We start from the raw sequence: 21,002 nt of genomic DNA, 5'->3' as shown, positions 1-21,002 counted from the left end.
GCTTGGCGGACGGCCCGAAAAATCAATAGGCGCCCGGCGGCGAAATCGGATCGGCCCCGGTGGTGGCGCGGCCATAAATTTCATAGCCAATGGTTGGAATATTCTGGATATGCCGGGTCGCCATCGACACGTCGCGCCAGTAACGGTTGATCGGCTTGTCGAGCGCAAAAGCCGAAGACCCGGCCTGGAACATCAGCGATTCGCTGGCGCCATGGACCAGTTCAATCATCTGCGCGCCCGCGGCCCTGTGCTTGGCCTTCTCCGCAATCGAAAATTCTTCACCCACGCCGATCCGGTCCAGCTTGGCGGTCAGGTCGAACAGGATCAGCTTGGCCGTGTCGATCATCGCGGCGGCCTCGCCCAGGTCGCGCATATAGGCGCCCGAACTGGTGCGCGGGCCGATGATCGTGGTCAACACCGGCTTCTTGGGCGCTTCGGCGGTGACGATTTCCAGCATGGCCTCAACCGCACCGATCAACTGCGCGATGCCGGTCGTGCGGACCACCGGAACGGCGGGCAAAAGGTCGGACGGCGCACCGAAATGGCGCTTTGTCGGGTCGATCTGGCCGGTTCTCTCGGTCATCAGCGCCATTTGCGCGTCGGGAATGAAGACATCCTTGGCAATGGCGGTGTCGGACCCGGTGCCCTGCATCCCGGACACGAACCAGCTGTCCTCGATCGTCATCTGGTCCATGCGCAGATAGCACATATTGATACCAGGCACGACGGGGCCGTCATAATCTTCCAGCACCACGCCCTGCTGCGCCCAGTTCGACTGGCGCGACCCGGACATATAGGGCCATTTGCCGTTGATGATCCAGCCGCCATCGACCTTGCGCGCCTTGCCGGGCGGGTTGTATGCACCGCACACCGTTTGCGCGCCGTCAGCAAATACCGCGTCCTGCACCCCGTCGGGGGCCAGGCTGGTGATCCAGCTGGTGCCGTTGATGATCTGCATGACCCAGCTGATCGCCGGATCGCCCTTCGCGATTTCGATCTGCACACGGCAGAAATCGGTCGGCGACAGTCCCATGCCGCCCAGCCGCTGCGGTAGCAGCAGGCGCAGGAACCCTTCGTCCTTCAGCATCTTGTCGACCGCAGGGGTCGGGCTGCGACGCTTTTCGCCGGCCGGCGCCTCGCTCTGGAGGAAGCTGCGCAGGCCGCGCGCCTTTTCCACCATCGCGTCGGCGACGCTTTTGTCGGCGAAGCCAATCTTCGTGGCGGATTCAAACTTTGCCAAGGTAGCCATCAGTTCATCCTCTCTTGTGTTCGGCATGGTGACCGGCGATCTGCAACGCCCATTCGCACAATCGGTCGGGCGCGCCATTCCAGATGGCCAGCCATTCCGGCGTGGCCGGAATGATGAGCGTACTCAGTTGCAGCCGTACCAGCGTGTCGCAGAAAATATCCCGGTCGAGGCGACTGCCGGTTAACATTTCGAAATGGTCGAGCACCGGGCCGAGCGCCTGTTGCACCGCGGCCTTGTGACGGCCGAAATGACTGCGCAGAAAATTGAGATGAAAGGCCGGCTCGACCTCGAATATGCCGTCGGGCGACCGTTCGATGGTGAAGCGGCCATAGAAGCGCATGACTGCGCGGAACCGCTCTATCGGATCGGCAATATTTTGCCCCGCCTCGACGATCCCCTTTTCGAAGCTGCTGCAAATATATTCGCTGACCGCGGCCAGCACATCCTCCTTGGACGCGAAATAGCGGTACAGCGTGCCGCGCGACACGCCGCTGCTTTCGCTGATGTCGCTCATCGACAGGCGGCGCGCACCGATACTGGCGATCGCGCGCAACGTACCGTCCATGATCTTCTGGACGCTGCCCGATTGATCGATGGCGACGATTTCGCTCCAGTCGGTGTGCGGCATCAGCTTCATGTCTGGGCTTCCATCTCTGACAGATTGTGCGGAACGCTCACATAACCGGGCAGATGCTGTCCGCCATCTACATTGATCAGTTCGCCATTGACGAACCGCGACATTTCCGACGCCAGGAACAGCACGACCGGCCCGATGTCCAGTTCGGGGTCGCCCGCGCGCTTCAACGGATTGCTGGCGGTGGCCATGTCCAGAAAGCCCGGCACATCCTCCACCAGTTGCGCGAATACCTGTCCCATGCCGGTTGGCGCGATCGCGTTGGTGCGGATGTTGAAACGCCCCCATTCCACTGCGGCGCTGCGCGTCAGGCCCATGATCGCGCCCTTGTTCATATTATAATCGGCATGTAGCCACGCCCCGGTCTGCGCGTCGATGGAATAGAAATTGACAATCGACCCGCCGCCGCGCGCCTTCATATGCGGGAAGGCGGCGCGCATCGCCCACCAACTGCCCCAGGTGCCGATTTCCAGCGTGCGCTTGAGCATTTCATCGGTTTTCTGCTCCAGCAGGACATTGTCGGACAGCAGGGACGCGTTGTTGACCAATATGTCGATGCCGCCAAATTCGGCGACCGCACGATCGATCATCGCCTCCACATCGGCCTTGACCCCGACATCGGCGGCCATGCCGACCGCGCGCACGCCAAATTCGGTGCTGATCTCCGCCGCAACCTTTTCCGCCGCGGCCCCGTCGCGCCCGGTGATCAGGACATACGCGCCTTCGCGGGCCAGACAGCGGGATATGCCGTGGCCAAGCCCCTTTGCCCCGCCGGTGACGATCGCAACCTTATCCTGCACCAATCCCGTCACGCTGCCACTCCCGCCAATTGTTCGCTCAGGGCGCGGTCCATATCCATGCGCTCCTGGCAATATTCCTGTGTGAAGACATAACCCCGGACAGCGCCATCGCTGTCGCGAAACAGATATTTCAGGCCCATCGAGTCGTTCGCTGCTTCTTCCCAGTTACCCGCTACGCCCTGCGGCGCTGGGAGCAGCACGACCGGGCAGGCGGTCGTCTTGACCTGCACCGACAAGGGCGGAAAGCGAATGTCGGTCGGCGTGCCAAGCGCGCTGGGCGCGATCGCCCGTGCGGCGGCCATGATCGGGGTGACATAGGCAGCCAGCCCGCTAGGATATTCGGCGCAATCCCCAATCGCGAAAATGTCCGGGTCGCTGGTGCGGCCAGTCTGATCGACACGGATGCCCCGTCCCACGTCCAGCCCGGCGTCCTGCGCCAGTTGCACATTGGGGCGCAGGCCAATGGCAGACAGCACCGCTGCCGCCTCGATCTCCATGCCATCGTCCAGCTCGGCGCGGATGCCGCCATCTGTCTTGTGGATCGCCATCACCTTGCGGCCCAGATGCCACTCCACGCCCTTCTCCGACAGCGCGTCGCGAATGCTGGCACCGACATCCGCTGGCACAAGTTGCGCCAGCGGATGTCCCAGCATGTCGACCACCACCGGACGATAGCCCGTCGCGGCCAGATCATTGGCAAATTCGGTGCCGACCAGCCCGCTGCCCATAATCAGCACCCGCGCGCCATCGGGCAACTTTTCGCGAAAATCGCGATAATGGTCGAGGCTGTTCACCGCCATCGCCCGGTGCGCGGCATCGCCGTCGATCGGCGGTCGGATCGGCTCAGCCCCCAGCGCCAGCACCAGCCGATCGTAGAAGATCGGCCCGCCGGTGGTCAGAACGGCCTTGTCCTGCCGGTCGATCGCCTCGACAACCCGGCCGGCGCGCAGGTCCAGCTTCAACTGCGTCGACATTTTCCCCGCAGCCGTGGTGACTAGCGTATCGGCAACCTTGCCCTTGGCCAGCGCGGTGGACAAAGCGGGCTTGGAATAGAAGTGCCCGTCATCCTGCGTCACCAAGGTAAGCCGGGCGTCCGGCGCCAGTTTGCGCAACTCGCGCAGGACCCCATAGCCGGCCAAGCCGCTGCCGATCACCACGATATGCGGGGAGCCTGTCACCTGCCCAACTCCGTCAGAGGAAGATCGCGAAGTTGGACATGCCCAACGTCGATTGATCGACGATGATCTCGCGCACGGCCAGCTTGTACACGCCATCGACCAGTCGCCACACGTCCCGCCGTTCCGCCGTGATCGACTCGTTTTCCGGGTTATCGAACCGGCTGCGCTCTACATAAAGATAGCTCACAACTTCATATTCGCCCGCCGTGTCGCACTGTGCGACACGGACATTGGTAACGAAACGGCGGGTTCGCGACGGCGGATCTTCCGCCCAGGCGCTTTTCGACAGCCGCCCGGTCCGCATCAGGATCGACGCATAATTTTCGTCAAAATGCTTCATCGTCCGCACGACGTCGCGATCCTTGTTGGGACCGTTGCGGGTCAGGCGCAGCGGCGCGGTATAGACCAGATCCTGCGCCAGATAGGCGACCCAGTCGTCGAACCGGCGCTCGTCCAGCGCCGCCGCTTCATCATACAGGGTTTCGAGCAGGCGGTTATAGACCTCCGACCCCAACGGCACGCGCTGGGTGGATACCAGCCCGCGCATCACGCTGGTCTTGTCGATGGCGGCGGTCGCGTAGTTCACGGTCATGCTATGATCCTCTCGGTTCGCGTCGCTCAGGCGTCGGCCATCAGGTCGTAATAGGCCATCCACCAGGCCCATTGCGTGTCGTCCTTGGTGAAGCCGGGGTAGAGGTCACCGCCACCGACCCAGCCTTCGGGCCGTTCATGACCATGGAGCGCCTGATATTTCAACGTCACGCTCTTGCTCATATGCCCGCGCGCATTGCGCATGATCTGCGGCCAGGTATCGGCATCGTCCTGCTCGATCGTGCCGGACGTGCCGGTGGACCAGATCGCATTTTGGAGCATGTCGCGCTTCACATCTTCAGGCGCGTCCTTTTCGGCGAAGATGAAATTGACGAACTCCACCTTGTCCGGTCCCTTGGGCACATAAGTGTGGAGCGAAAGAGCACCCGACGCGCCGCCATCCATACGCGGCGCGAAGATGAAGGCGATCAGGATGTTGGGGAACATGCCGCCGACCTGGGGCGGGATGGTCGCCAGCTGGTTGACCTGATCCTCGGTAAGGTTCCTGAACAGCTGGGGGATCATCTCCTTGGTGACACCCGGCGGGGTCAGCAGGTTCAGCCGCTCTTCGGTCGTCTTGCCCTCGAAGCTGATGTCGGCGAACATCTTGAACGTCTGCGCCGCTTCCAGGCAACGCAGCGTATGCCCCTGCGGCACCGAAATATCGACGCCATACATGCCCGGCGCAGTGTCGTAGATCGACTCGGCGGTGCCGCCCATGATGCCGCCTTCCATCAGCGAACGGTGCAGCGTCAGCGTATGGAAGCCGTCCGAACCGGACTGTTCGCCGGGGATCTTCCAGTTGCACGGCAGCACGAAGCGCTGCGGGGGGCCGAGCATTTCAAGGCCATTGTCGGTGCGGCAGAAAAGCTGGTCGAGATAGAATTTGGCGTCGCCCAGATAGTCCTCGAACGAGAGATCCTTGCTCCATGTCGCAAAGATCAGACCGCCATAAAGATGCACGCGCGCCTTTTTCAGGCCCAGTTCGTCCTTGCTATGCTTGTTGCCGTGCATCTGCTCCTTTTCGATCGGCGCGCCGATGAAGCTGCCGTCGGAACGGAAGGCCCAGCCGTGATAGATGCAGCGATGCGCGGCGGCGTTGCCCGCCTCGGCGGTGCACACCTTCATCCCGCGATGCGGACAGACGTTGAGCATGACATGCACTTCGCCGTCGCGTGCCCGCGACACGATCACATTATCCTCGGCCATGTCGCGCATGACATAGTCGCCCGCCTTGGGAATTTCCGATTCATGGCCCAGCAACAGCCAGGTGCGCGCAAAGATGCGCTCCATTTCCAGTTCGTACAGTTCCTTGTCGTTCATCACGCGCAGCGACACTTCGTTCATGTCGCGGTTGATGAGGTCGTCGAGCGTGGTTCCATCGCCCAGAGTCAACCCGGCCTTGTGTAGCATCTTCCTCTCCTTGGAAAATCCATCGTGAGTCGCTTTATACATATTGAACTAAATCTGTTCAAGTTGTAATGTTGCGTCACAAGGAGAGGATGATGAGCCAGAAGTTGAAGATCGTAATCGATAAGGCAGCCTGCTGTGGCTATGGCGTGTGCGCCGAAATATGCCCCGACGTGTACAAGCTGGATGCGAACGGCATTGTCTATGTCGATGACGCCATTGTGCCCGAAGGCATGGAAGACCTCGCCCGCGAAGGCGCGGAAGCCTGTCCCCAAGCGGCATTGGCAGTGGTCGACGCCTGATCGGCTGCTCCTTCTTTCCGGTGCGGAAAGGCTCTGCCTGTTCCGCGCCCAACGAACCTGTCCATGGGTAGGTCCGTTGGCGTTCGCCCCTGTTGCACCCAGCGCGGAACAGGCGATCGGCAAGGGAGAGTGAAATGACGACTGGCGACAGGGACAAGCTCTTTACCCCTTTCGAAACGGCGGGCCTGCGCCTGCGCAATCGCTTCGTCATGGCTCCCATGACGCGCAATTTCGCGCCCGACGGCATCCCGTCCGATGGCGTCGCATCCTATTATGCGCGCCGCGCCGCCGCCGATGTCGGGTTGATCGTGACCGAAGGCATTGGGGTCGATCATCCCGCTGCGCTGGGACGCGAATCGATGGGCGGCGGCGCTTCGCCGGTGCTGCATGGTGACGCTGCGCTGACGCGCTGGCGTGACATCGTGACGGGCGTCCATGCGGCAGGCGGTTTGATCGTGCCGCAACTCTGGCATCAGGGCGTCATCCGGGTGCCGGGCACCGGCTACCATCCGCAAGCGCCCTCGGCCCGGCCATCGGGTATCTGGGGACCGACCGACAAGGCCATGGTGCCCCCCGATTATCTGGCGGCCGTGCGTGATCCTTCGACACCGCTGACCGACAGCGAAATCGGCGACATCATTGCTGCGTTCGCCCGCAGCGCGGCCAACGCCCGCGCCGTCGGCTTCGATGGCATCGCGCTGCATGGCGCGCATGGTTATCTGATCGACAGCTTTCTGTGGGGCCATACGAACATGCGGGATGATCGCTGGGGCGGCGATGCGGCCGCCCGTGCTCTTTTTGCTGCCGAAGTCGTCCGCGCCGTCCGGGCCGCGACCGCGCCCGATTTCCCGATCATCTTTCGCTTCTCCCAATGGAAATTGCAGGATTACGACGCCCGCAGCGCCCAGACGCCCGATGAACTGGCCGCAATGCTGGCTCCCATTGCGGACGGCGGTGTCGACATTTTCGACGCCAGCACGCGCCTTTTTTCCACTCCCGCGTTCGAAGGGTCGGATATGGGTCTTGCCGGATGGATCAAGCGGCTGACCGGCAAGCCGGTCATCGCGGTCGGCGGCGTCGGCCTCAGCAAGGATCTGCAATCCTCCTTCGCCCAGCCCACGGTGATGACCGACAATCTGGCGCTGGTGGCGGACCGCATCGCGCAGGGCGAGTTCGACCTGATCGCCGTCGGTCGCGCGCTGCTCATGGACCCTTTATGGGTCCGCAAGATGCGCGACGGCGGCGCGCCCGATCCGTTCCGGTTGGAGGCATACGCCACGCTGGACTAATGCGAATCGGCGGCGGCATAGACCTGTATCCGCGCCATATTGGTGCGGTCGGGTTGCTCCGCCATATAGCGTACGGCGTCAGCGACGTCGCCCGGCTGCATCGCGGGGATGAAGCTGTCCCAGGCAGGCTGGCCGCGCGCCTTCATATCCTCGAAAATTTCGGTGCTGGTCGTTCCCGGCGCGACGATGCCGACTTTGACGCCGCTGCCAGCCAGTTCGACGCGCAGGCAATCGGTAAAAGCCTCCAGCGCGCGCTTCAGCCCGCCATAGACGCCCACGCCCGGCGCGGTTATGTTGGCCCCGATGCTGGATATGTTGATGATCTGGCCGGTCCCGGCCGCTTTCATGGAACGCGCGAACAAGGTGCTGGTCCGCACGACGGCCTCGTAATTCAGCGCGATCATCGGGCGCAACTGGTCCAGATCGAACTGTTCGACCGGCGCAGCATGAAGGATGCCGGCATTGTTCACAAGGATGTCTGCGCGCCCGAACCGCCCCATCACCTCATCATGCAGCCGCTGCGGGGCGAGCGGATCAGCCATGTCGTCGGCGAAGGGCAGCGCATCACCACCCAACTCCGCCGCCAGCGCCGCCAGCCGATCAGCCCTGCGCGCGACCAGCACTAGCGTTGCGCCCGCCGCCGACAGGGCATGGGCGGTCGCCGCGCCGATGCCCGACGATGCGCCCGTCACGATCGCGATCCTGCCAGCCAGCTTGCTCATTGCTTCACTCCATTTGGTCCAGGGGGTTCAGACGAGGCGGATCAGCCGCTTGCCATCATTTTCGCCGCGATACAGTCCCGCCAGAGCGTCCGGGCAAGCGACGATCCCGTCCAATATTTCCTCCCGCCAAGTCAGTTGCCCCTGCGCGATCCATGCCCGCAATTGCGCGACGGCATCACCATAGCGGTCCATATGGTCAAAGATGACGAAGCCCTCCATCCGCGCTCGCTTGACCAGCAGATGCCGTTCGACGCGCGGACCTTGCGGCCAGGGGTTCCAACGGTCGATCGACGCGGTGCCGCACGCGACGACGCGCCCCCGCATGGCCAGATGCGGCAGCACGGCGTCGCTGATCGCGCCTGCGACATTATCGAAATAAATGTCGACACCCTGCGGCGCATGGCGGGCCACTGCCACGCCCACATCTTCCCCGCGATAGTCGATCGCGCTGTCATAGCCGAACTGATCGACGCAGCGGCGCACCTTGTCCGGCCCGCCGGCAATGCCGATCGTCCGGCATCCCATCAGCCGCGCAATCTGACCCACGGCCGATCCGACTGCGCCGGCCGCCGTCGATACCAGTACGGTATCGCCCGCGCGCGGCTGGCCGATCAGCGTCAGCGCCAGAAAGGCTGTGACACCGTTGATCCCCAATATGCCGAGCGACGCACGCATCTCCGGCGCATTGGTTCGCTGCACCACCTGATCGGTCCGAACACGGGTAAAATCCTGCCACCCGAACCATCCCGTCACATAATCGCCGACCTGATAGGCATCGTCACCGGACGCCACCACCTGCCCTGCGGCGAGCGCGCGCATGACCGATCCGATCGCGACCGGCGCGGCATAATTGTCGCTGTCCGCGATCCAGCCACGCATCGCCGGTTCGACCGACAGATAATGGTTGCGCACCAGAATTTCGCCCGGTCCAGGCTGATCGACCCTACTGTGCCGGATCGCGAAATGCTCCGCCTGCGCGATGCCCGCTGGACGGGCGATCAGAATCACCTGACGATTAATGTCATTCATTCAATCCCGCCTTCACCATCGTGAATTTGCGTCGCGCGATCCGCCACCCGTCCGCGGTGCGGATCAGGCAGTCGTCATAAAAGCCTGCCGCGCGATGCGTCACCCCATGTGCCTGATCGGTCAGCACCGCGTCGACATAGCTGCGTGCGACGATTTCATCGTTCCGGCTTTCCACCACGATGTTGGTGATCCGGTGCAACGTCGCGCCCATCTGCCGATGCGCGCTCTCCATATATTCGGTAATCGCGCGCGGGCCGCGCCATCGGCCGAAGCTGCCATAATCCGCCTCGCAATCCTGTGCGAAGCAGGTGCGAAACAACGGCCAGTCGCGCGTGTCGATCCCGGTCGCATAGCGTAGCAGCAAATGATGGATCGCGCGCTCATCATCCGCTGCGAGTGGCGCCCTGCGCGTCAGGCTGCCATGTGCCGCCATAGTCATCCTCCCTTATATCCTGACGGATCATAGGGAAGGGGATGCCGATCTTGCCCGTCGAACGATAGGATCGGCGCCTATCGCGTCATTTCCTGGGCAGGGCATAGGCGACCAACTGATCGCTGGACCCCGACAGCATCGCGCCATGCCCCCCCGCCGCAATCACTATGAATTGACGCCCGCTGGCACTGGACCAATAGCTGCTGGGCGACGCATTGCCACCGGCAGGCAGGCGCGCCTTCCACAGCAACTGTCCGGTCGCCGTATCGAACGCGCGAAACGCATGTTCCTGGGTCGCGCCGATGAAGGTCAGGCCACTGGCCGTCGCCACCGACCCGCCGATATTGGGCACCCCCATCGGGATGGGGACGAGCGTCGGCAGCGCCAGCGGCCCGCTGTCGCGCGAGGTGCCCAAAGTCCGGCTCCACACCATCTTGCCGGTCCTGATGTCGACAGCGTTGATCCGGCCATAGGGCGGCTGCTGACAGGGTATGGCCAATGGCGACAGGAATGGCGCGATCTGCGCTGCATAAGGAACGCCCTGCTGCGCCGCCGGGCCGCCGACATCGCCCATATGCACCGCGTTCATCGGCTTGATGCCGCGCCGGTCGGCCTCCGCGCGTGGGATCAGACGGTTATAATTGCCGACCTGGTTGTTGTTGACGATCATCAGCCCGCGCAGCTTGTCCACCGACACGCCACCCCAGTCGATCCCGCCCAGATAGCCAGGCCAGGTGATCGTGGGATGCTCCGTCGACAGGGGCGTCATGTCACCATCGAATCGCGCCTGCCGAAAACGGATGCGACAGATCGCCTGATCGATCGGGGTCAGTCCCCACATGCCCTTTTCCGTAGGACGCGGCCCGCCAAAGCTGGGCATGGTGGTCGAATAGGGCTGGGTCTTGGCGATTCGTTCACCCGCGACGGCCCCTTGGGGCACGGGGCGCTCCTCGACCGGCAGGATCGGCTTGCCCGTCGCCCGGTCCAGCAGGAAAATCTCGCCCCGCTTGGTCGGCTGGATCAGGCCGCGCACCCCACCGGGCAGATCGACCAGCGTCGGCTGCGCCGGGACGTCATAGTCCCACAGGTCGTGATGGGTGGTCTGGAAAGACCACCGGACCGCGCCGGTCGCGGCGTCCAAGGCAATGACCGAACTGGAAAAGCGGTCGTCATTGGCGGTGCGGTGTCCGCCGAAATAATCGGGCGTGGCATTGCCCGTCGGCGCATAGACCAGCCCCAGCGATTCGTCCGAACTCATCGGCGCCCAGCTGTTCGGCGTGCCAGGGGTGAAGGTCGCGCCGGGCGCGGGCAGGCCGTGATCGTCGGGACGGCCGATATCGAACGCCCAGGCGAAGTCGCCGCTGACCGCATCGAAGGCGCGGATGACGCCCGATGGCTCGCCGATCCTCTGCCCGTCCGTCACCCAACCGCCCAGCACCAGTCGTCCACGCACCAGCGCGGGGGGTGATGTGACGAAATAATAACCCTTGTCCACCGTGCCGAGGCCGGATCTCAGGTCGACTTGGCCCCCGCGTCCGAAGCCGGGACAAGGGCGCCCGGTGGCCGCGTCCAGCGCGATCAGCCGTGCGTCCAGCGTCGCGGTATATATTCGTTCGGCGCATGGGCCGTTCGCCTGCGGCACGCGATAATAAGTGACGCCGCGACAGACCAGGCCATAGACGCCCGCCAGATCGGTCTTGGGATTATGCCGCCACAATTGCCGCCCCGTCTCCGGGTCCAGCGCAATCACGTCATTATTGCCCGCACATAGATAGAGGCGGTTGCCGATCTTGAGCGGGTTGACCTGAAACGCCGTTCCCTGCTTGCCATCGCCCAGCTTCCCGGTGCGGTAGGTCCAGGCTGGTCGCAAATGGCCGACATTGGCCGGGGTGATTTGCGCCAGCGGTGAAAAGCGCGACCCGCCCCGGTCGTTGCCATAAGCGATCCAGTCGCCATCGCCGGCCTGTGCGGGGGGCGGACCCCATAATTCGCTGCGTGGCGCCGGCATCCGATCGGCCCAGAAGGCCAGCCCGACGCCGCCCGCGAGTATCAACGCCAGACCGGGCCACAACAGCCGTGCGCCCGGCAGGGGCTGCATCCTCCCGACATGCCGCCGATAGAAGGGAGTCAGCATATACAGGCCCAGTCCCATCGGCATGGCGATGCGCGGGGCTAACGCCCATCCGTCTGCTCCGACTTCCCACGTCGCCCAGCCCAGATTGGCGGCCAGATACAGCCAGAACAACAGGATCGACACAGACCGCCTGCGCCAGCCCAGCAGCGCGACGGCGACCATCACGATCCCCGACGCAAGATACCATGGCGATCCGCCCAGCAGCAGCAGGCGGCCGCCCAGCCATGCAAGCGATGCGCCCGTAATGGTCAGTGACGATAGGAATGCGATGTTGAGGAAGCGTTGCATCATGGCACCCCGGCGCAGCACAAAGGATCGATCGGTGCGATCAGGCGGGTAGTTGCGCCGCCAGCCAGTCAGGCACGTTCATCCGATAGCATTTCTGCTCATACAGGCGGCTGATCCGCCATCCGTCGGCGGTGCGGACATAATCGTGGATATACCACAGCCCGAAAACCAGCGTGTCGCTGGTGCTGCCGTCGCTGACGGTCATCGGGTTGGTGCATACCGTCTTGGTCTGCGCCCGGTCGCCCTCGATCCGATATTGGGTGGTCGATATGGCGTGCTGAAACGCCACGATCGGGGCCAGGCTTTGCGCTAGAAAGCGCTTGATGTCGGCCAGGCTGCCGACCACCCCGACCATTTCGGAATAATCGATCACCGCGTCATCGGTGAAATATCGGTCCAGCCCGTCCCAGTCGCGGCTGTCCACGGCATAGCAATAGCCAACGATCAGATCCTGTATTTCGAACCGATCCGACATCTCCTGCACGGTCATGGTCATAACCTCTCCTCCATTCTATAGAATCATGGATTGCACAGGCAGGTTGGCCGACCGCCTTTCGTTGGGTAGGTGTAGACCCTGGCTGTGGAGGGGATGAGGCGTTACCGCCGGCGTAGGTCAGCGGGCCAATTTTGCATCAAGGAGAGTTTAGATGGGTCTCGCCCCGTTCACCGAAGCCGATTTCGTCCTGTCCAAAGAAAAGCGGGCCGAAATCACCGCCGGGCTGACCGATCGCCAGGCGTTCATGGTCAATCACTGGATGGACCTGCACGAAGTCATCAACCGCGGTGACTGGGATGGCATGGACGCATTCTTCAACACCGACACCATGACCTATGACAATCCCAACCGGCCGGACCTGGGCACCTATCATGTCTGGAAAACCTCACCGCAGGGTCTGTACACGACATTCCCGCCCAGCATCTATCGCACGCTCAAGGCGTGGGGCCGGGGTGAAGACGAAATCTGCGTCCTGTGCCACCATCATGGCAAACATACCGGCGGACCCTATATGGGCGTTCAGCCGACCGGCAACGAACTCAACGTCCTGTGGTTCTCGTGGCTGCGCTTCCGCGGTGACAAGATCGACCATATTTATTCGATCTCGGACGTGCTGACGATGCTCAAGGATCTCGAAGTGATCGAAGTGCCCCAGCCGGTCGATCCCTACAAATAAGATGGTGCACGCCCCGATCCCCTTTGGCGGATCGGGGCGGCATTGCGGTCAGTCGACGGCGCCGACATGGTCGATCCACCGGTCCAGCATCGCCCAGCTTTGCTGGCGTGTCGATGCGAAATTATGGCAATGGGCCGCATCCGCCAATGTCGTCATCGTGACATGGCGCGATCCGCGATAGCCGGCCGGTTCGCGATGGGGATCGGGACTGACGTCGATGTCGGCGAAATGCAGATACACCGGGGCGGTGATCGCCGCTGCCTCCCCCGCTACGCCGCCCGGCACGATCGCCAGCCGCCCATAGCTGTTGGGCGTGGTGGAAGCCTGCGCATCGTCCGCCGCGATGACGGCGTCAGGCACGTCGGCAGCATGGAAATAGCCGCGCATCGCGGCACGATTGGCCGCGCCATAGCCTGACCCTGCGACCCGCGCGTCCAGATCCGCGCGCACCGCGTCGCTCATGGCCAGCCCGATATTCGTGAATCCAAGGATGGCGACCTGATCGAAACTGGCCCATCTTGCCTGTTGCAGGATGGTCAGCATCCCGCCCATCGAATGACCCACCCCCGTCACCCGGCGCGCGCGCCCGGCAAATTCCGCGCCCCATTCCCCTGCGTCCATCCGTTGCAGCACTTTGCTCAACGCCAGATGATGCGCCTGCGCACCGCAGTACGGCGTCAGCCTGTCTTCGTGGAGCGGCTGGCTGCTGTCGCCCATGCCCAGCGCGTCGATCGCCAGCACCGCCTTGCCATGCGCCAGGCAGTGATCGACGAAACTATATCCCGGCCACTCCGCAATCTGCGCGTCCCAATACCATCGGCTGTAGGTGCCGCCATGCAGGCATATGCGCAAATCGAGTGGGCCGGGGCGCGCATTGTCTGGCAACGCGAGCGTTGCGGCGATCTGTATAGGCTCGCCGAAATCGACGGCGGTTTGGACGGGCAGCGACAGTGTGAACTTCGGCATGGACGTTCCTTGCGATCAGAGGCTGAAACCGCCATCGACGATCAGCGTCTGGCCAGTGATGTAGCGCGCCTTCTGCGAGGCCAGAAAGGCGACGGCCTGCGCGACATCATCGCCCGCACCAAAGTGCCGGAGCGCGATCCGCTTGCGTTGCGCCTCCCAGATGTCGGGCGTGTAAAGGCTGGTGAGGAAATCGGCGCCCAGACCGGCGTCGATGATGCCGGGCGCGACCATGTTCGCGCGGATGCCGTATCGCCCTTCCTCCTTCGCGATCGCACGACCCAGCGCCTCGATCCCTGCCTTGGGCACCGATGACAGCGCGTCTCCGGGCGGAAAACAATAGTTGGCGACCGACACCACCGATACGAAATTGCCAAAGCGTTGCGCCCGGAAATGGGGCAGGGCGGCAGCGACGACGCGGGTAAAGCCGATCAGCTCGACTTCGATTACCTGCCGCCATTGAGACTCGCCGATCTGGCTGACAAAGGGTTGGGCAATGTCGACGCCGCTGGCGAATATCACCGTCCCGATCGCGCCGAACCGGGCTTTGGTTTGAGCGACCGCATTTTGAATGCTTGCCATTTCAGCCAGGTCGCAATGGACGGCGATGGCGCGTTTCGCGCCTTCCTCCAATGTGTCGATCACAACCTGCGCCTTGTCCGCGCTGGAGCGATAGCCGATCGCCAGGCCGTCCCAATCGGACGCAAGGCAGCGACAGATCGCGCTTCCCAGCCCGCCCGTGCCGCCGACAATCAAGGCCGCGCCCCGGTTCATAGCGGCAAATGCCTGCCCAGATGGCGCAACAGCCGGTCGGCAAAGGCATCATTATGGTCGCCGGTGAACATATGGCCCACGCCATAGGCGACCTCGACCTCCAATTGCGGGGTCAGCGTCTGAAACTGGCTAATACTCTCGTCCGTTACGATCTCGCTCAGTTCGGCCCTCACAAGCACGACCGGCGCAGTCACGCGCTGCGCTGCGGCGACCAGCGCTTCACCTTCCGAGGGTGGGTGCAGAAATTCCCGTGATGTGGTGCGCGGATCCCAGTGCCAGAACAGCCGCCCGCCATCCGTCCGCATCGCCTTGGCCAGGCCGGACACGTCGGGCAGGCGCGGCTGGCCGAGGTGAAGATGCAGCGCATCGGCGGCTTCATCGAGCGACGCGAAGCCCGCCGCACTGGCATGGAAGAAACTGCGTATTTCCTCCACCCCGGCGTCATCGATATGGGGGGCAACATCGGCCAGCATGATCAGCCCCACGCGATCAGGATGGCGCGATCCGCCTACCAACGCCGATTGCCCGCCGCGCGATGCGCCAACCAGAGCGACCGGACGATCGAGCGCGAACAGGATCGCTTCGACATCCCGGCCATAGGCTTCCAGCAGATAGTCGCCATTGCTGGCCCACCCGCTGTCGCCATGGCCGCGCAGGTCGAAGCTCAGGCCATAATAGCCTGCCTGCGCGACCCGCCGCGCCGATCCTGCCCATGACCGGCGGCTCTGACCTCCCCCGTGAAAGAAGCAGACGGGCGGCGCGGCCGGGTCGCCATAGGCGTCCGCGACCATCGCCACGCCGTCGCCCGGCAGGGTGATCCGGGTCGCGGACATCATGCCGGGCGCGTCAGGCTTATTCGGCGGCGATGGGCGGCGCGATCTCGGCGAAACATTCATGTTCGCCCGGTCCGGTATAGGCGAATTTGCCCGGCGCATGGTGCCATTTGCCATCGTTGCGGCTCTCATAGGGCGACGCCACCTCGATCAGGGCGCCGTGCGTGCTTTTAGCGCCGACCCAGCTCCATTTCTGCCAGGTCATGTCAGGGTCATTATAGGTCTGGCCACCGCCGGGCAGGTGCAGCCCTTCGGCCTTGAGCTTTTCCATCGCGCCCGGCACATCGTCGGTCGCATAGCAAAGATGATGGACATGTTCGCCGACCTTGTCGAGCCGGTCGCCCATCGGCGTGCCGGGAGCGGGCTGGATGAACTGGATTTCAGTACCGCCGTCGTTGACGAAGGTCGCCCATTTCATGCCGGCATCGGCGCCGCTGGAAAATTCGTCATATTTGACGAGGCGCTTTTCCAGGCTGGCGGGGTCCAGCACGCGCAATATCTTGGTCCAGTCCACGATCGCCGTGTCCAGGTCACGCACGACCATGCACACATGGGCAAAAGGTCCGCTTGGCATATTCTTCTCCTCGAAAATTCTAGATTTCTATCGTCGCCGTGCCGGAATTGACCGTCCCGCGCCCATCTATGTCCAGCGCGAAGGCGCAGCTTATCACCTGGCCATCGATCGCTGTGACCGTGCCGGTCACGGTTGCGCGGTCGCCGCCATAGACATTGTCCAGAAAGCGTGAATCCATCGCCTTGATCCGCCCGCCGGGAAATGCGCGCATCAGCATGTTCATCATATAGGCGACATTGGCCGGTCCCTGATTGATGACGCGGTCGCCCAGCCCCTTGGCCTTGACCACCTCGACATCCAGATGGATGGGATTGGGGTCCGCCAGGAAAATCGCCCATTGTTTCATGGCTTCGGGGCTGACGCTCTCGATCGTGAAGGGCGGCAATGTGTCTCCGACGGCATAGCTCATGCGGCAAACTCCTTGCGCGGCAGAACCCACACATTGTCGGTTTCCAGAACTTGCGTTCCGTCCAGCAGATGCAGGCGCAGACGGTATGTCAGCACATCCATAACGCCCAGCTTGCGGCTACGCTTGCGGATCAGGCTCAATATTTCCCCCGTCACCTTGTAGCTTGCCCCGACCATCAGCGGGGCGTCAAACTGCACGCCGCTGCTGCCCATCATCGGGCCGTCATCGACATCGAATTCGCAGGCCTCGCATACGCCCGCCACGGTCTTGCCCATCGCGACCTGCGTGGCGATATAATAATAGATCGGGTGCGCGGTGCCGTCGCTCGCCGGTTCGATGCCCGTCGAACGGCACAGTGCGGCGTTTTCCTCCGCATTGATGGTAAATACCGCGGTTCCGTCCAGCGATGTGCCGGCAGCATTGGGGGCGGGGGGCAGGGTGTCGAGATCGCTCATGGCGGTTTCCTAGTATGAGCGCGGCAGGCCGAGGCTTTCGGCGATCGAATTGCGCACCATTTCGTTGCTGATCGGGGTCATGCGCAGGATGCGATGATCCCGCCAGTAACGCTGCATGTCGGTTTCCGCCGAATAGCCCATGCCGCCCATGATCTGTATGCCAAGGTCGGCGGCCTTCACCGCATTTTCGGTCGCGACCATCTTGAGCATGTTTGCCTCGACGCCGCAATTCATGCCGTTGGACTGCATCCAGGCGACATTGTTGAGCAGCAATTCGGTGGTTTTCTGCCAGGTCGCGATGTCGGCGACATAATGCTGGAGCGCCTGAAAGCGGCCGATGATGCCGCCAAACGCCTTGCGCTGGAGCATATAGGCCACAGCGTCCTCCAACACGCCGTCGATGGCACCCAGGCATTGCGCGCCGACCATGATCCGCTCATTGTTGAGCGTCGGCAGCATCGCATACCAGGCTTTGCCCGGCTCCCCCAGAACATCCTCATCGGGGACGAACACATCCTCATAATGGACCTCGCACGATCCCATCGCGCGCATCCCCAGCTTGGGCAGAAGCGATGCGGTGATGCCCTGCGCTTTGGCATCGACGAAGAACATGGTCAGGCCATGATGTTTCTTTTCGACATCCTTGTCGGTGCGCGCCAGGACGAGCAGGCGGTCGGCGGCCTTCGCGCCGGTCGTCCACATCTTCGCGCCATTGAGCTTCCATCCGCCCTCGACCTTGTCGGCATAGGTTTTCATCGCGCCCAGCACGTCGGTGCCGCCATCTGGTTCAGTCATGGAAAGGGAGACCCGCAACTTGCCCTGCGCCATCGGCCGCAACCAGCGGTTCTTCTGTTCTTCGGTGCCGACCGAACTGATCGTCTTGGCCCCGCCAAAGGATGTCAGACCCCAAACCCAGAGCAACCCGCCCGCCGTCCGCGCAAATTCACGCGCGAAGATCATCTGCATCATGACGTCGCCGCCCAGGCCGTCATACTCCTCCGGGATGCCGATTCCGAAGAAACCCTGCTCTGCGATCTTGTCCCACAATGCGTAGGGATAATTTTCCTCGTCGGCCTCCAGCGTGCGCATCCAGTCCTTGGGTGCCTCGGCATCCACCCAGCGGCGCACGATATCGCGAAACGCCTGCTGCTCCTCGGTGAGCGAAAAATCCATTGTCTTTCCTGTTCTCTTTGCCCGGCCGTTAGGCACCAGTCGGGCGCATTGAGAACCTATCGTCCTATAGGGTAAGCTGCCGTCAGATCGACAGGCCGCCTTCGACCGGGATGACCGATCCGGTTACGTAGGCGCCCGCGCGCGACGCCAGATAGATGGCGGCCCCGGCGAGATCCTCCGGCGTGCCGACGCGCCCGCGCGGGACCATGGCTTCCACCATCTTGCGCATCTCGTCCGACGCGATCACGGTCATTTCGGATTCGAAAAAGCCCGGCGCGATCACATTGGCGGTGATGTTGTCGCGCCCCAGTCTTTTGGCCAGCCCTTTGGCCATCCAGTGAATCGCGCTCTTGGACGCCTGATAGGCGTAATTTTCCTTTGGCCCGACCTTGAGCGCACCGACAGACCCGATGTTGATGAGCGATGCCGGCCGCTCCGCCGTTCCGCCCGCGCGCAACAGCGGCAGGAATTTCTGGAGTATGAAGAAGGGCGCCTTGAGGTTCAGGTCGATCACCTGGTCCCAGTCATCCTCGCCATAATCGTCGATTGGCGCATCCGCCATGGTCCCGGCATTGTTGACGAGCATATGCAGCGCGTTTTCGCGCGCAGCCATCTGCGCCACCAGGGCGTCGATACCACCGAGCGTCGACAGGTCGGCCGTCAGGCCGATGCAGGTGCCGCCGGTCGCTTCGTTAATCGCCTGCGCGGCGGCCATGACCTTGGTTTCGGTACGGGCGCAGATATAGACTTTGGCGCCTGCCGCCGCATAGCCGGTGGCGATGTGGCGACCGATGCCGCTCGATCCGCCGGTGACCAGCGCGACCCGACCCTGGACTGAAAAAAGCGCATCGACGTTCATGCCGCGCCCTTCGATGCTGTGATTTTCAGGATCAGTTCGACGGTCCCTTCGGGATCGCCCACCAGCAGCGCATGATCGCCCGGATGACTATGGATCGTCCAGCCCAGCGCTCGCGCGCGATCGTGCATCGCGGTCATGACGGTTATCGCCGCCGCGATATAATCGACTGGCTTCTCAATCGTTTCTGCGCCGACGGGAATGACGCAGGCGGTCGCCTTCATCGGCTGGTCCGACAGATTGTCGAGCAGCCATTTTTCGCGATCCGGGTCCATCAGATGGGGATGGGTCTTGGCTGCCTCGCGCTGCATGGCATCGACGCCAGAACCGATTGGTCCCTCGCCCGCGTCCAGCATGGCGTCCAGACCAGCAAGCTGATCTTCGGGAACATAGCCCATAAGCGATGCTATACGTTCGCCCGAATGCGGCACGATGGCGTCGAGGTAGATCACGCTGGCGATGCGATCGCCCATCTGCGCAATCACCCCCGGCGCGACCGTCCCGGCATAGCTGTGGGCGACCAACACGACATCGCGCAAATCCTCATAGCGCAAGACGTTGACAACATCCTGCACATGCGTGGCATTGCCGACATCCCGGCCGATCAGGTGCGACCGTTCGCCAAAGCCGGTGAAGGTCGGCGTATAAACCTTATGCCCCAGTGTTTCGAGCAGTTCACGGACATATTTCCAGGTCCAGCCGCCCATGCCGCCGCCGTGGAGTAAAACGAATGTGGTCATGACTGGTCAGCCTCCGCAACTTCTGTATTCTGGATGAATTCCGGGAACGGATCTGGTCCCCACAGGAACATGCTGTCTTCGGGCGCATGGTTGGCCGACGGCCAGTCCACATCATGCGGGATGAAGTCGATGTCGGCGGAATATTCGCTGAAACTGCCCCAAGGGTCGCGGACATAATAGAAATAATTGGCGCCCAGCACATGCTGGCCCAGACCCCAATTGGGTCCATAGCCCGCCCGCGCCATGGTCGCACCGCCCAGGCCGACTTCCATGACCGACCCTACGTCCCAGCTATTATGATGCATTCCGCGCCGATCCGACATTACGAGCGCCAGGAGATGATGGTCGCTGCCATGGACCCCATGCAGAAAGGCGACCGCCGGTTCGCTCTTGTCCGACAGGCGCAGGCCCAGCGTCTTTTCATAATAGTCGATCGCCGCATTCACGTCGGTGGTGAAAATGGCGAAATGCGACAGGCGGCGGGGATAGACTTTGGGCGCCTGGCTGTTGAGGATCGCGCCCGACTTGCCGGGTTGCGCACTGACAAAGGAAAATTGGCTCTTTTCCGCCGGTGTCGCCTTGTCCGCCGCCCGGACATTGATCGGCAGGCCGTCAAAACCGTAGAACCAGATACCATTATCTTCCGCGCCCGCCGGGGCATCGATTTGAGTCACGCCACAGCCATCGAGATGCGCGGCAAAGGCGTCGATCTCATCGGCATAGACGCCAAAACTCACATAGCGCAGTTTCCTGGTAGTGCCCCCCTGGGTGATGATGCCCCAGCGGTGCGCGTTGCCCCGAGTATAGAGTTCGATTGCGCCATCGCGGTCGCGCACGTCAAGGCCAAACAGGCTATAGAAGCGGCGTGCTTCCTCCAGGTCGGGCACGTCCAACGCAAAATGGTCGATCGAATGGACGCCCAGCACATTGGCGCGCCGTCCCACGATGCTCTTGTCGTTCATCCTGTCCTCCTTGGCTGATTGGGCGGCGACGC

The 21,002-nt window shown here is 62.8% G+C and carries 24 protein-coding genes; 3 read left to right on the top strand and 21 right to left on the bottom strand.

The genetic code is table 11. The annotated features are described in order from the left end of the window. Window positions 1–22: 22 nt before the first annotated feature. The 6 genes from sphantq_RS19475 to sphantq_RS19450 are packed head-to-tail and all read right to left on the bottom strand — an operon-like array spanning window position 23 to window position 5,865. Window positions 23–1,249: an acyl-CoA dehydrogenase family protein gene (locus tag sphantq_RS19475; protein ID WP_201785543.1), complete on the bottom strand. Its 1,227-nt coding sequence runs from the start codon at window positions 1,247–1,249 to the stop codon at window positions 23–25. Window positions 1,250–1,253: 4 nt separating this feature from the next. Next, complete coding sequence (locus tag sphantq_RS19470) at window positions 1,254–1,886, bottom strand: TetR/AcrR family transcriptional regulator (protein WP_066607712.1); 633 nt, start codon at window positions 1,884–1,886, stop codon at window positions 1,254–1,256. Next, window positions 1,883–2,695 (bottom strand): SDR family NAD(P)-dependent oxidoreductase, encoded by an 813-nt coding sequence (locus tag sphantq_RS19465; protein WP_066607714.1) that lies wholly within the window; start codon window positions 2,693–2,695, stop codon window positions 1,883–1,885. Before sphantq_RS19465 ends, sphantq_RS19470 begins: the two co-directional genes overlap by 4 nt. Then, window positions 2,692–3,861 carry an FAD-dependent oxidoreductase gene (locus tag sphantq_RS19460; protein WP_129926234.1) on the bottom strand — a complete coding sequence of 390 codons (1,170 nt, stop codon included), beginning with the start codon at window positions 3,859–3,861 and terminating at the stop codon, window positions 2,692–2,694. The genes sphantq_RS19465 and sphantq_RS19460 overlap by 4 nt, the downstream gene beginning before the upstream one ends. Window positions 3,862–3,874: 13 nt before the next feature. Then, on the bottom strand, window positions 3,875–4,453 hold the full coding sequence (locus sphantq_RS19455) for a 3-phenylpropionate/cinnamic acid dioxygenase subunit beta (protein WP_066607720.1): 579 nt from the start codon (window positions 4,451–4,453) through the stop codon (window positions 3,875–3,877). Window positions 4,454–4,479: 26 nt separating this feature from the next. Continuing rightward, window positions 4,480–5,865 (bottom strand): aromatic ring-hydroxylating dioxygenase subunit alpha, encoded by a 1,386-nt coding sequence (locus sphantq_RS19450; RefSeq protein ID WP_066607723.1) that lies wholly within the window; start codon window positions 5,863–5,865, stop codon window positions 4,480–4,482. A gap of 89 nt (window positions 5,866–5,954) precedes the next feature. On the opposite strand from sphantq_RS19450, the gene sphantq_RS19445 reads away from it, so the two are divergent. Together sphantq_RS19445 and sphantq_RS19440 are read left to right on the top strand one after the other, a co-directional pair. Beyond that, window positions 5,955–6,164 (top strand): ferredoxin, encoded by a 210-nt coding sequence (locus tag sphantq_RS19445; protein WP_244884464.1) that lies wholly within the window; start codon window positions 5,955–5,957, stop codon window positions 6,162–6,164. Between the two features lie 134 nt (window positions 6,165–6,298). After that, window positions 6,299–7,453, top strand: a complete 1,155-nt coding sequence (locus sphantq_RS19440) for an oxidoreductase (RefSeq protein ID WP_066607725.1) — start codon at window positions 6,299–6,301, stop codon at window positions 7,451–7,453. Here the strand turns inward: sphantq_RS19440 and sphantq_RS19435 are convergent. The 5 genes from sphantq_RS19435 to sphantq_RS19415 form a co-directional block, all read right to left on the bottom strand. Then, complete coding sequence (locus sphantq_RS19435; protein ID WP_129926236.1) at window positions 7,450–8,175, bottom strand: SDR family oxidoreductase; 726 nt, start codon at window positions 8,173–8,175, stop codon at window positions 7,450–7,452. The genes sphantq_RS19440 and sphantq_RS19435 overlap by 4 nt on opposite strands. A 27-nt stretch (window positions 8,176–8,202) precedes the next feature. Further along, the gene (locus sphantq_RS19430; protein WP_129926237.1) at window positions 8,203–9,204 is read right to left on the bottom strand and encodes an NADP-dependent oxidoreductase; all 1,002 of its coding nucleotides are present in this window, start codon (window positions 9,202–9,204) and stop codon (window positions 8,203–8,205) included. Continuing rightward, on the bottom strand, window positions 9,197–9,637 hold the full coding sequence (locus sphantq_RS19425) for a nuclear transport factor 2 family protein (protein WP_066607738.1): 441 nt from the start codon (window positions 9,635–9,637) through the stop codon (window positions 9,197–9,199). Before sphantq_RS19425 ends, sphantq_RS19430 begins: the two co-directional genes overlap by 8 nt. An 85-nt stretch (window positions 9,638–9,722) precedes the next feature. After that, window positions 9,723–12,059 carry a membrane-bound PQQ-dependent dehydrogenase, glucose/quinate/shikimate family gene (locus sphantq_RS19420; protein ID WP_066608672.1) on the bottom strand — a complete coding sequence of 779 codons (2,337 nt, stop codon included), beginning with the start codon at window positions 12,057–12,059 and terminating at the stop codon, window positions 9,723–9,725. Between the two features lie 40 nt (window positions 12,060–12,099). Continuing rightward, a complete protein-coding gene (locus sphantq_RS19415) occupies window positions 12,100–12,555 on the bottom strand; it encodes a nuclear transport factor 2 family protein (RefSeq protein WP_066607741.1) in 456 nt (151 codons plus the stop codon). Between the two features lie 151 nt (window positions 12,556–12,706). On the opposite strand from sphantq_RS19415, the gene sphantq_RS19410 reads away from it, so the two are divergent. Continuing rightward, a complete protein-coding gene (locus sphantq_RS19410) occupies window positions 12,707–13,231 on the top strand; it encodes an ester cyclase (protein WP_066607744.1) in 525 nt (174 codons plus the stop codon). 48 nt (window positions 13,232–13,279) lie between these two features. Here sphantq_RS19410 and sphantq_RS19405 read toward each other — a convergent pair whose 3' ends face one another. From sphantq_RS19405 to sphantq_RS19360, 10 genes are all read right to left on the bottom strand, one after another. After that, window positions 13,280–14,197, bottom strand: coding sequence for an alpha/beta fold hydrolase (locus tag sphantq_RS19405; RefSeq protein ID WP_066607746.1), 918 nt, complete (start codon window positions 14,195–14,197; stop codon window positions 13,280–13,282). 15 nt (window positions 14,198–14,212) lie between these two features. Then, on the bottom strand, window positions 14,213–14,968 hold the full coding sequence (locus sphantq_RS19400; protein WP_066607749.1) for an SDR family NAD(P)-dependent oxidoreductase: 756 nt from the start codon (window positions 14,966–14,968) through the stop codon (window positions 14,213–14,215). Beyond that, a complete protein-coding gene (locus sphantq_RS19395) occupies window positions 14,965–15,804 on the bottom strand; it encodes an alpha/beta fold hydrolase (protein WP_082679183.1) in 840 nt (279 codons plus the stop codon). Before sphantq_RS19395 ends, sphantq_RS19400 begins: the two co-directional genes overlap by 4 nt. 16 nt (window positions 15,805–15,820) lie before the next feature. Next, window positions 15,821–16,375: a VOC family protein gene (locus sphantq_RS19390; RefSeq protein WP_242495988.1), complete on the bottom strand. Its 555-nt coding sequence runs from the start codon at window positions 16,373–16,375 to the stop codon at window positions 15,821–15,823. Between the two features lie 19 nt (window positions 16,376–16,394). Next, complete coding sequence (locus tag sphantq_RS19385; RefSeq protein WP_129926240.1) at window positions 16,395–16,784, bottom strand: MaoC family dehydratase; 390 nt, start codon at window positions 16,782–16,784, stop codon at window positions 16,395–16,397. Further along, window positions 16,781–17,239 carry a hypothetical protein gene (locus sphantq_RS19380; protein WP_066607761.1) on the bottom strand — a complete coding sequence of 153 codons (459 nt, stop codon included), beginning with the start codon at window positions 17,237–17,239 and terminating at the stop codon, window positions 16,781–16,783. Before sphantq_RS19380 ends, sphantq_RS19385 begins: the two co-directional genes overlap by 4 nt. A 9-nt stretch (window positions 17,240–17,248) precedes the next feature. After that, window positions 17,249–18,412 (bottom strand): acyl-CoA dehydrogenase family protein, encoded by a 1,164-nt coding sequence (locus sphantq_RS19375; protein WP_066607763.1) that lies wholly within the window; start codon window positions 18,410–18,412, stop codon window positions 17,249–17,251. 82 nt (window positions 18,413–18,494) lie between these two features. Next, window positions 18,495–19,271 (bottom strand): SDR family oxidoreductase, encoded by a 777-nt coding sequence (locus sphantq_RS19370; protein ID WP_272800466.1) that lies wholly within the window; start codon window positions 19,269–19,271, stop codon window positions 18,495–18,497. Then, window positions 19,268–20,008: an alpha/beta fold hydrolase gene (locus sphantq_RS19365; RefSeq protein WP_082679184.1), complete on the bottom strand. Its 741-nt coding sequence runs from the start codon at window positions 20,006–20,008 to the stop codon at window positions 19,268–19,270. Before sphantq_RS19365 ends, sphantq_RS19370 begins: the two co-directional genes overlap by 4 nt. Next, window positions 20,005–20,970 (bottom strand): VOC family protein, encoded by a 966-nt coding sequence (locus sphantq_RS19360; RefSeq protein WP_066607768.1) that lies wholly within the window; start codon window positions 20,968–20,970, stop codon window positions 20,005–20,007. The genes sphantq_RS19365 and sphantq_RS19360 overlap by 4 nt, the downstream gene beginning before the upstream one ends. Window positions 20,971–21,002 lie beyond the last annotated feature (32 nt).

The organism is Sphingobium sp. AntQ-1, assembly GCF_028538045.1.
Taxonomy (GTDB): Bacteria; Pseudomonadota; Alphaproteobacteria; order Sphingomonadales; family Sphingomonadaceae; genus Sphingobium; species Sphingobium cupriresistens.
This window is presented reverse-complemented; position numbering and strand designations above follow the sequence as displayed.

Bases quoted from the DNA above. Each gene is read 5' to 3' on its own strand.
- sphantq_RS19400 (WP_066607749.1), bottom strand. From the start codon at position 14,968: ATGAACCGGGGCGCGGCCTTGATTGTCGGCGGCACGGGCGGGCTGGGA.
- sphantq_RS19475 (WP_201785543.1), bottom strand. From the start codon at position 1,249: ATGGCTACCTTGGCAAAGTTTGAATCCGCCACGAAGATTGGCTTCGCC.
- sphantq_RS19445 (WP_244884464.1), top strand. From the start codon at position 5,955: ATGATGAGCCAGAAGTTGAAGATCGTAATCGATAAGGCAGCCTGCTGT.
- sphantq_RS19395 (WP_082679183.1), bottom strand. From the start codon at position 15,804: ATGATGTCCGCGACCCGGATCACCCTGCCGGGCGACGGCGTGGCGATG.
- sphantq_RS19365 (WP_082679184.1), bottom strand. From the start codon at position 20,008: ATGACCACATTCGTTTTACTCCACGGCGGCGGCATGGGCGGCTGGACC.
- sphantq_RS19470 (WP_066607712.1), bottom strand. From the start codon at position 1,886: ATGAAGCTGATGCCGCACACCGACTGGAGCGAAATCGTCGCCATCGAT.
- sphantq_RS19420 (WP_066608672.1), bottom strand. From the start codon at position 12,059: ATGCAACGCTTCCTCAACATCGCATTCCTATCGTCACTGACCATTACG.
- sphantq_RS19405 (WP_066607746.1), bottom strand. From the start codon at position 14,197: ATGCCGAAGTTCACACTGTCGCTGCCCGTCCAAACCGCCGTCGATTTC.
- sphantq_RS19410 (WP_066607744.1), top strand. From the start codon at position 12,707: ATGGGTCTCGCCCCGTTCACCGAAGCCGATTTCGTCCTGTCCAAAGAA.
- sphantq_RS19415 (WP_066607741.1), bottom strand. From the start codon at position 12,555: ATGACCATGACCGTGCAGGAGATGTCGGATCGGTTCGAAATACAGGAT.
- sphantq_RS19385 (WP_129926240.1), bottom strand. From the start codon at position 16,784: ATGAGCTATGCCGTCGGAGACACATTGCCGCCCTTCACGATCGAGAGC.
- sphantq_RS19435 (WP_129926236.1), bottom strand. From the start codon at position 8,175: ATGAGCAAGCTGGCTGGCAGGATCGCGATCGTGACGGGCGCATCGTCG.
- sphantq_RS19370 (WP_272800466.1), bottom strand. From the start codon at position 19,271: ATGAACGTCGATGCGCTTTTTTCAGTCCAGGGTCGGGTCGCGCTGGTC.
- sphantq_RS19390 (WP_242495988.1), bottom strand. From the start codon at position 16,375: ATGCCAAGCGGACCTTTTGCCCATGTGTGCATGGTCGTGCGTGACCTG.
- sphantq_RS19430 (WP_129926237.1), bottom strand. From the start codon at position 9,204: ATGAATGACATTAATCGTCAGGTGATTCTGATCGCCCGTCCAGCGGGC.
- sphantq_RS19425 (WP_066607738.1), bottom strand. From the start codon at position 9,637: ATGGCGGCACATGGCAGCCTGACGCGCAGGGCGCCACTCGCAGCGGAT.
- sphantq_RS19450 (WP_066607723.1), bottom strand. From the start codon at position 5,865: ATGCTACACAAGGCCGGGTTGACTCTGGGCGATGGAACCACGCTCGAC.
- sphantq_RS19455 (WP_066607720.1), bottom strand. From the start codon at position 4,453: ATGACCGTGAACTACGCGACCGCCGCCATCGACAAGACCAGCGTGATG.
- sphantq_RS19360 (WP_066607768.1), bottom strand. From the start codon at position 20,970: ATGAACGACAAGAGCATCGTGGGACGGCGCGCCAATGTGCTGGGCGTC.
- sphantq_RS19375 (WP_066607763.1), bottom strand. From the start codon at position 18,412: ATGGATTTTTCGCTCACCGAGGAGCAGCAGGCGTTTCGCGATATCGTG.
- sphantq_RS19380 (WP_066607761.1), bottom strand. From the start codon at position 17,239: ATGAGCGATCTCGACACCCTGCCCCCCGCCCCCAATGCTGCCGGCACA.
- sphantq_RS19440 (WP_066607725.1), top strand. From the start codon at position 6,299: ATGACGACTGGCGACAGGGACAAGCTCTTTACCCCTTTCGAAACGGCG.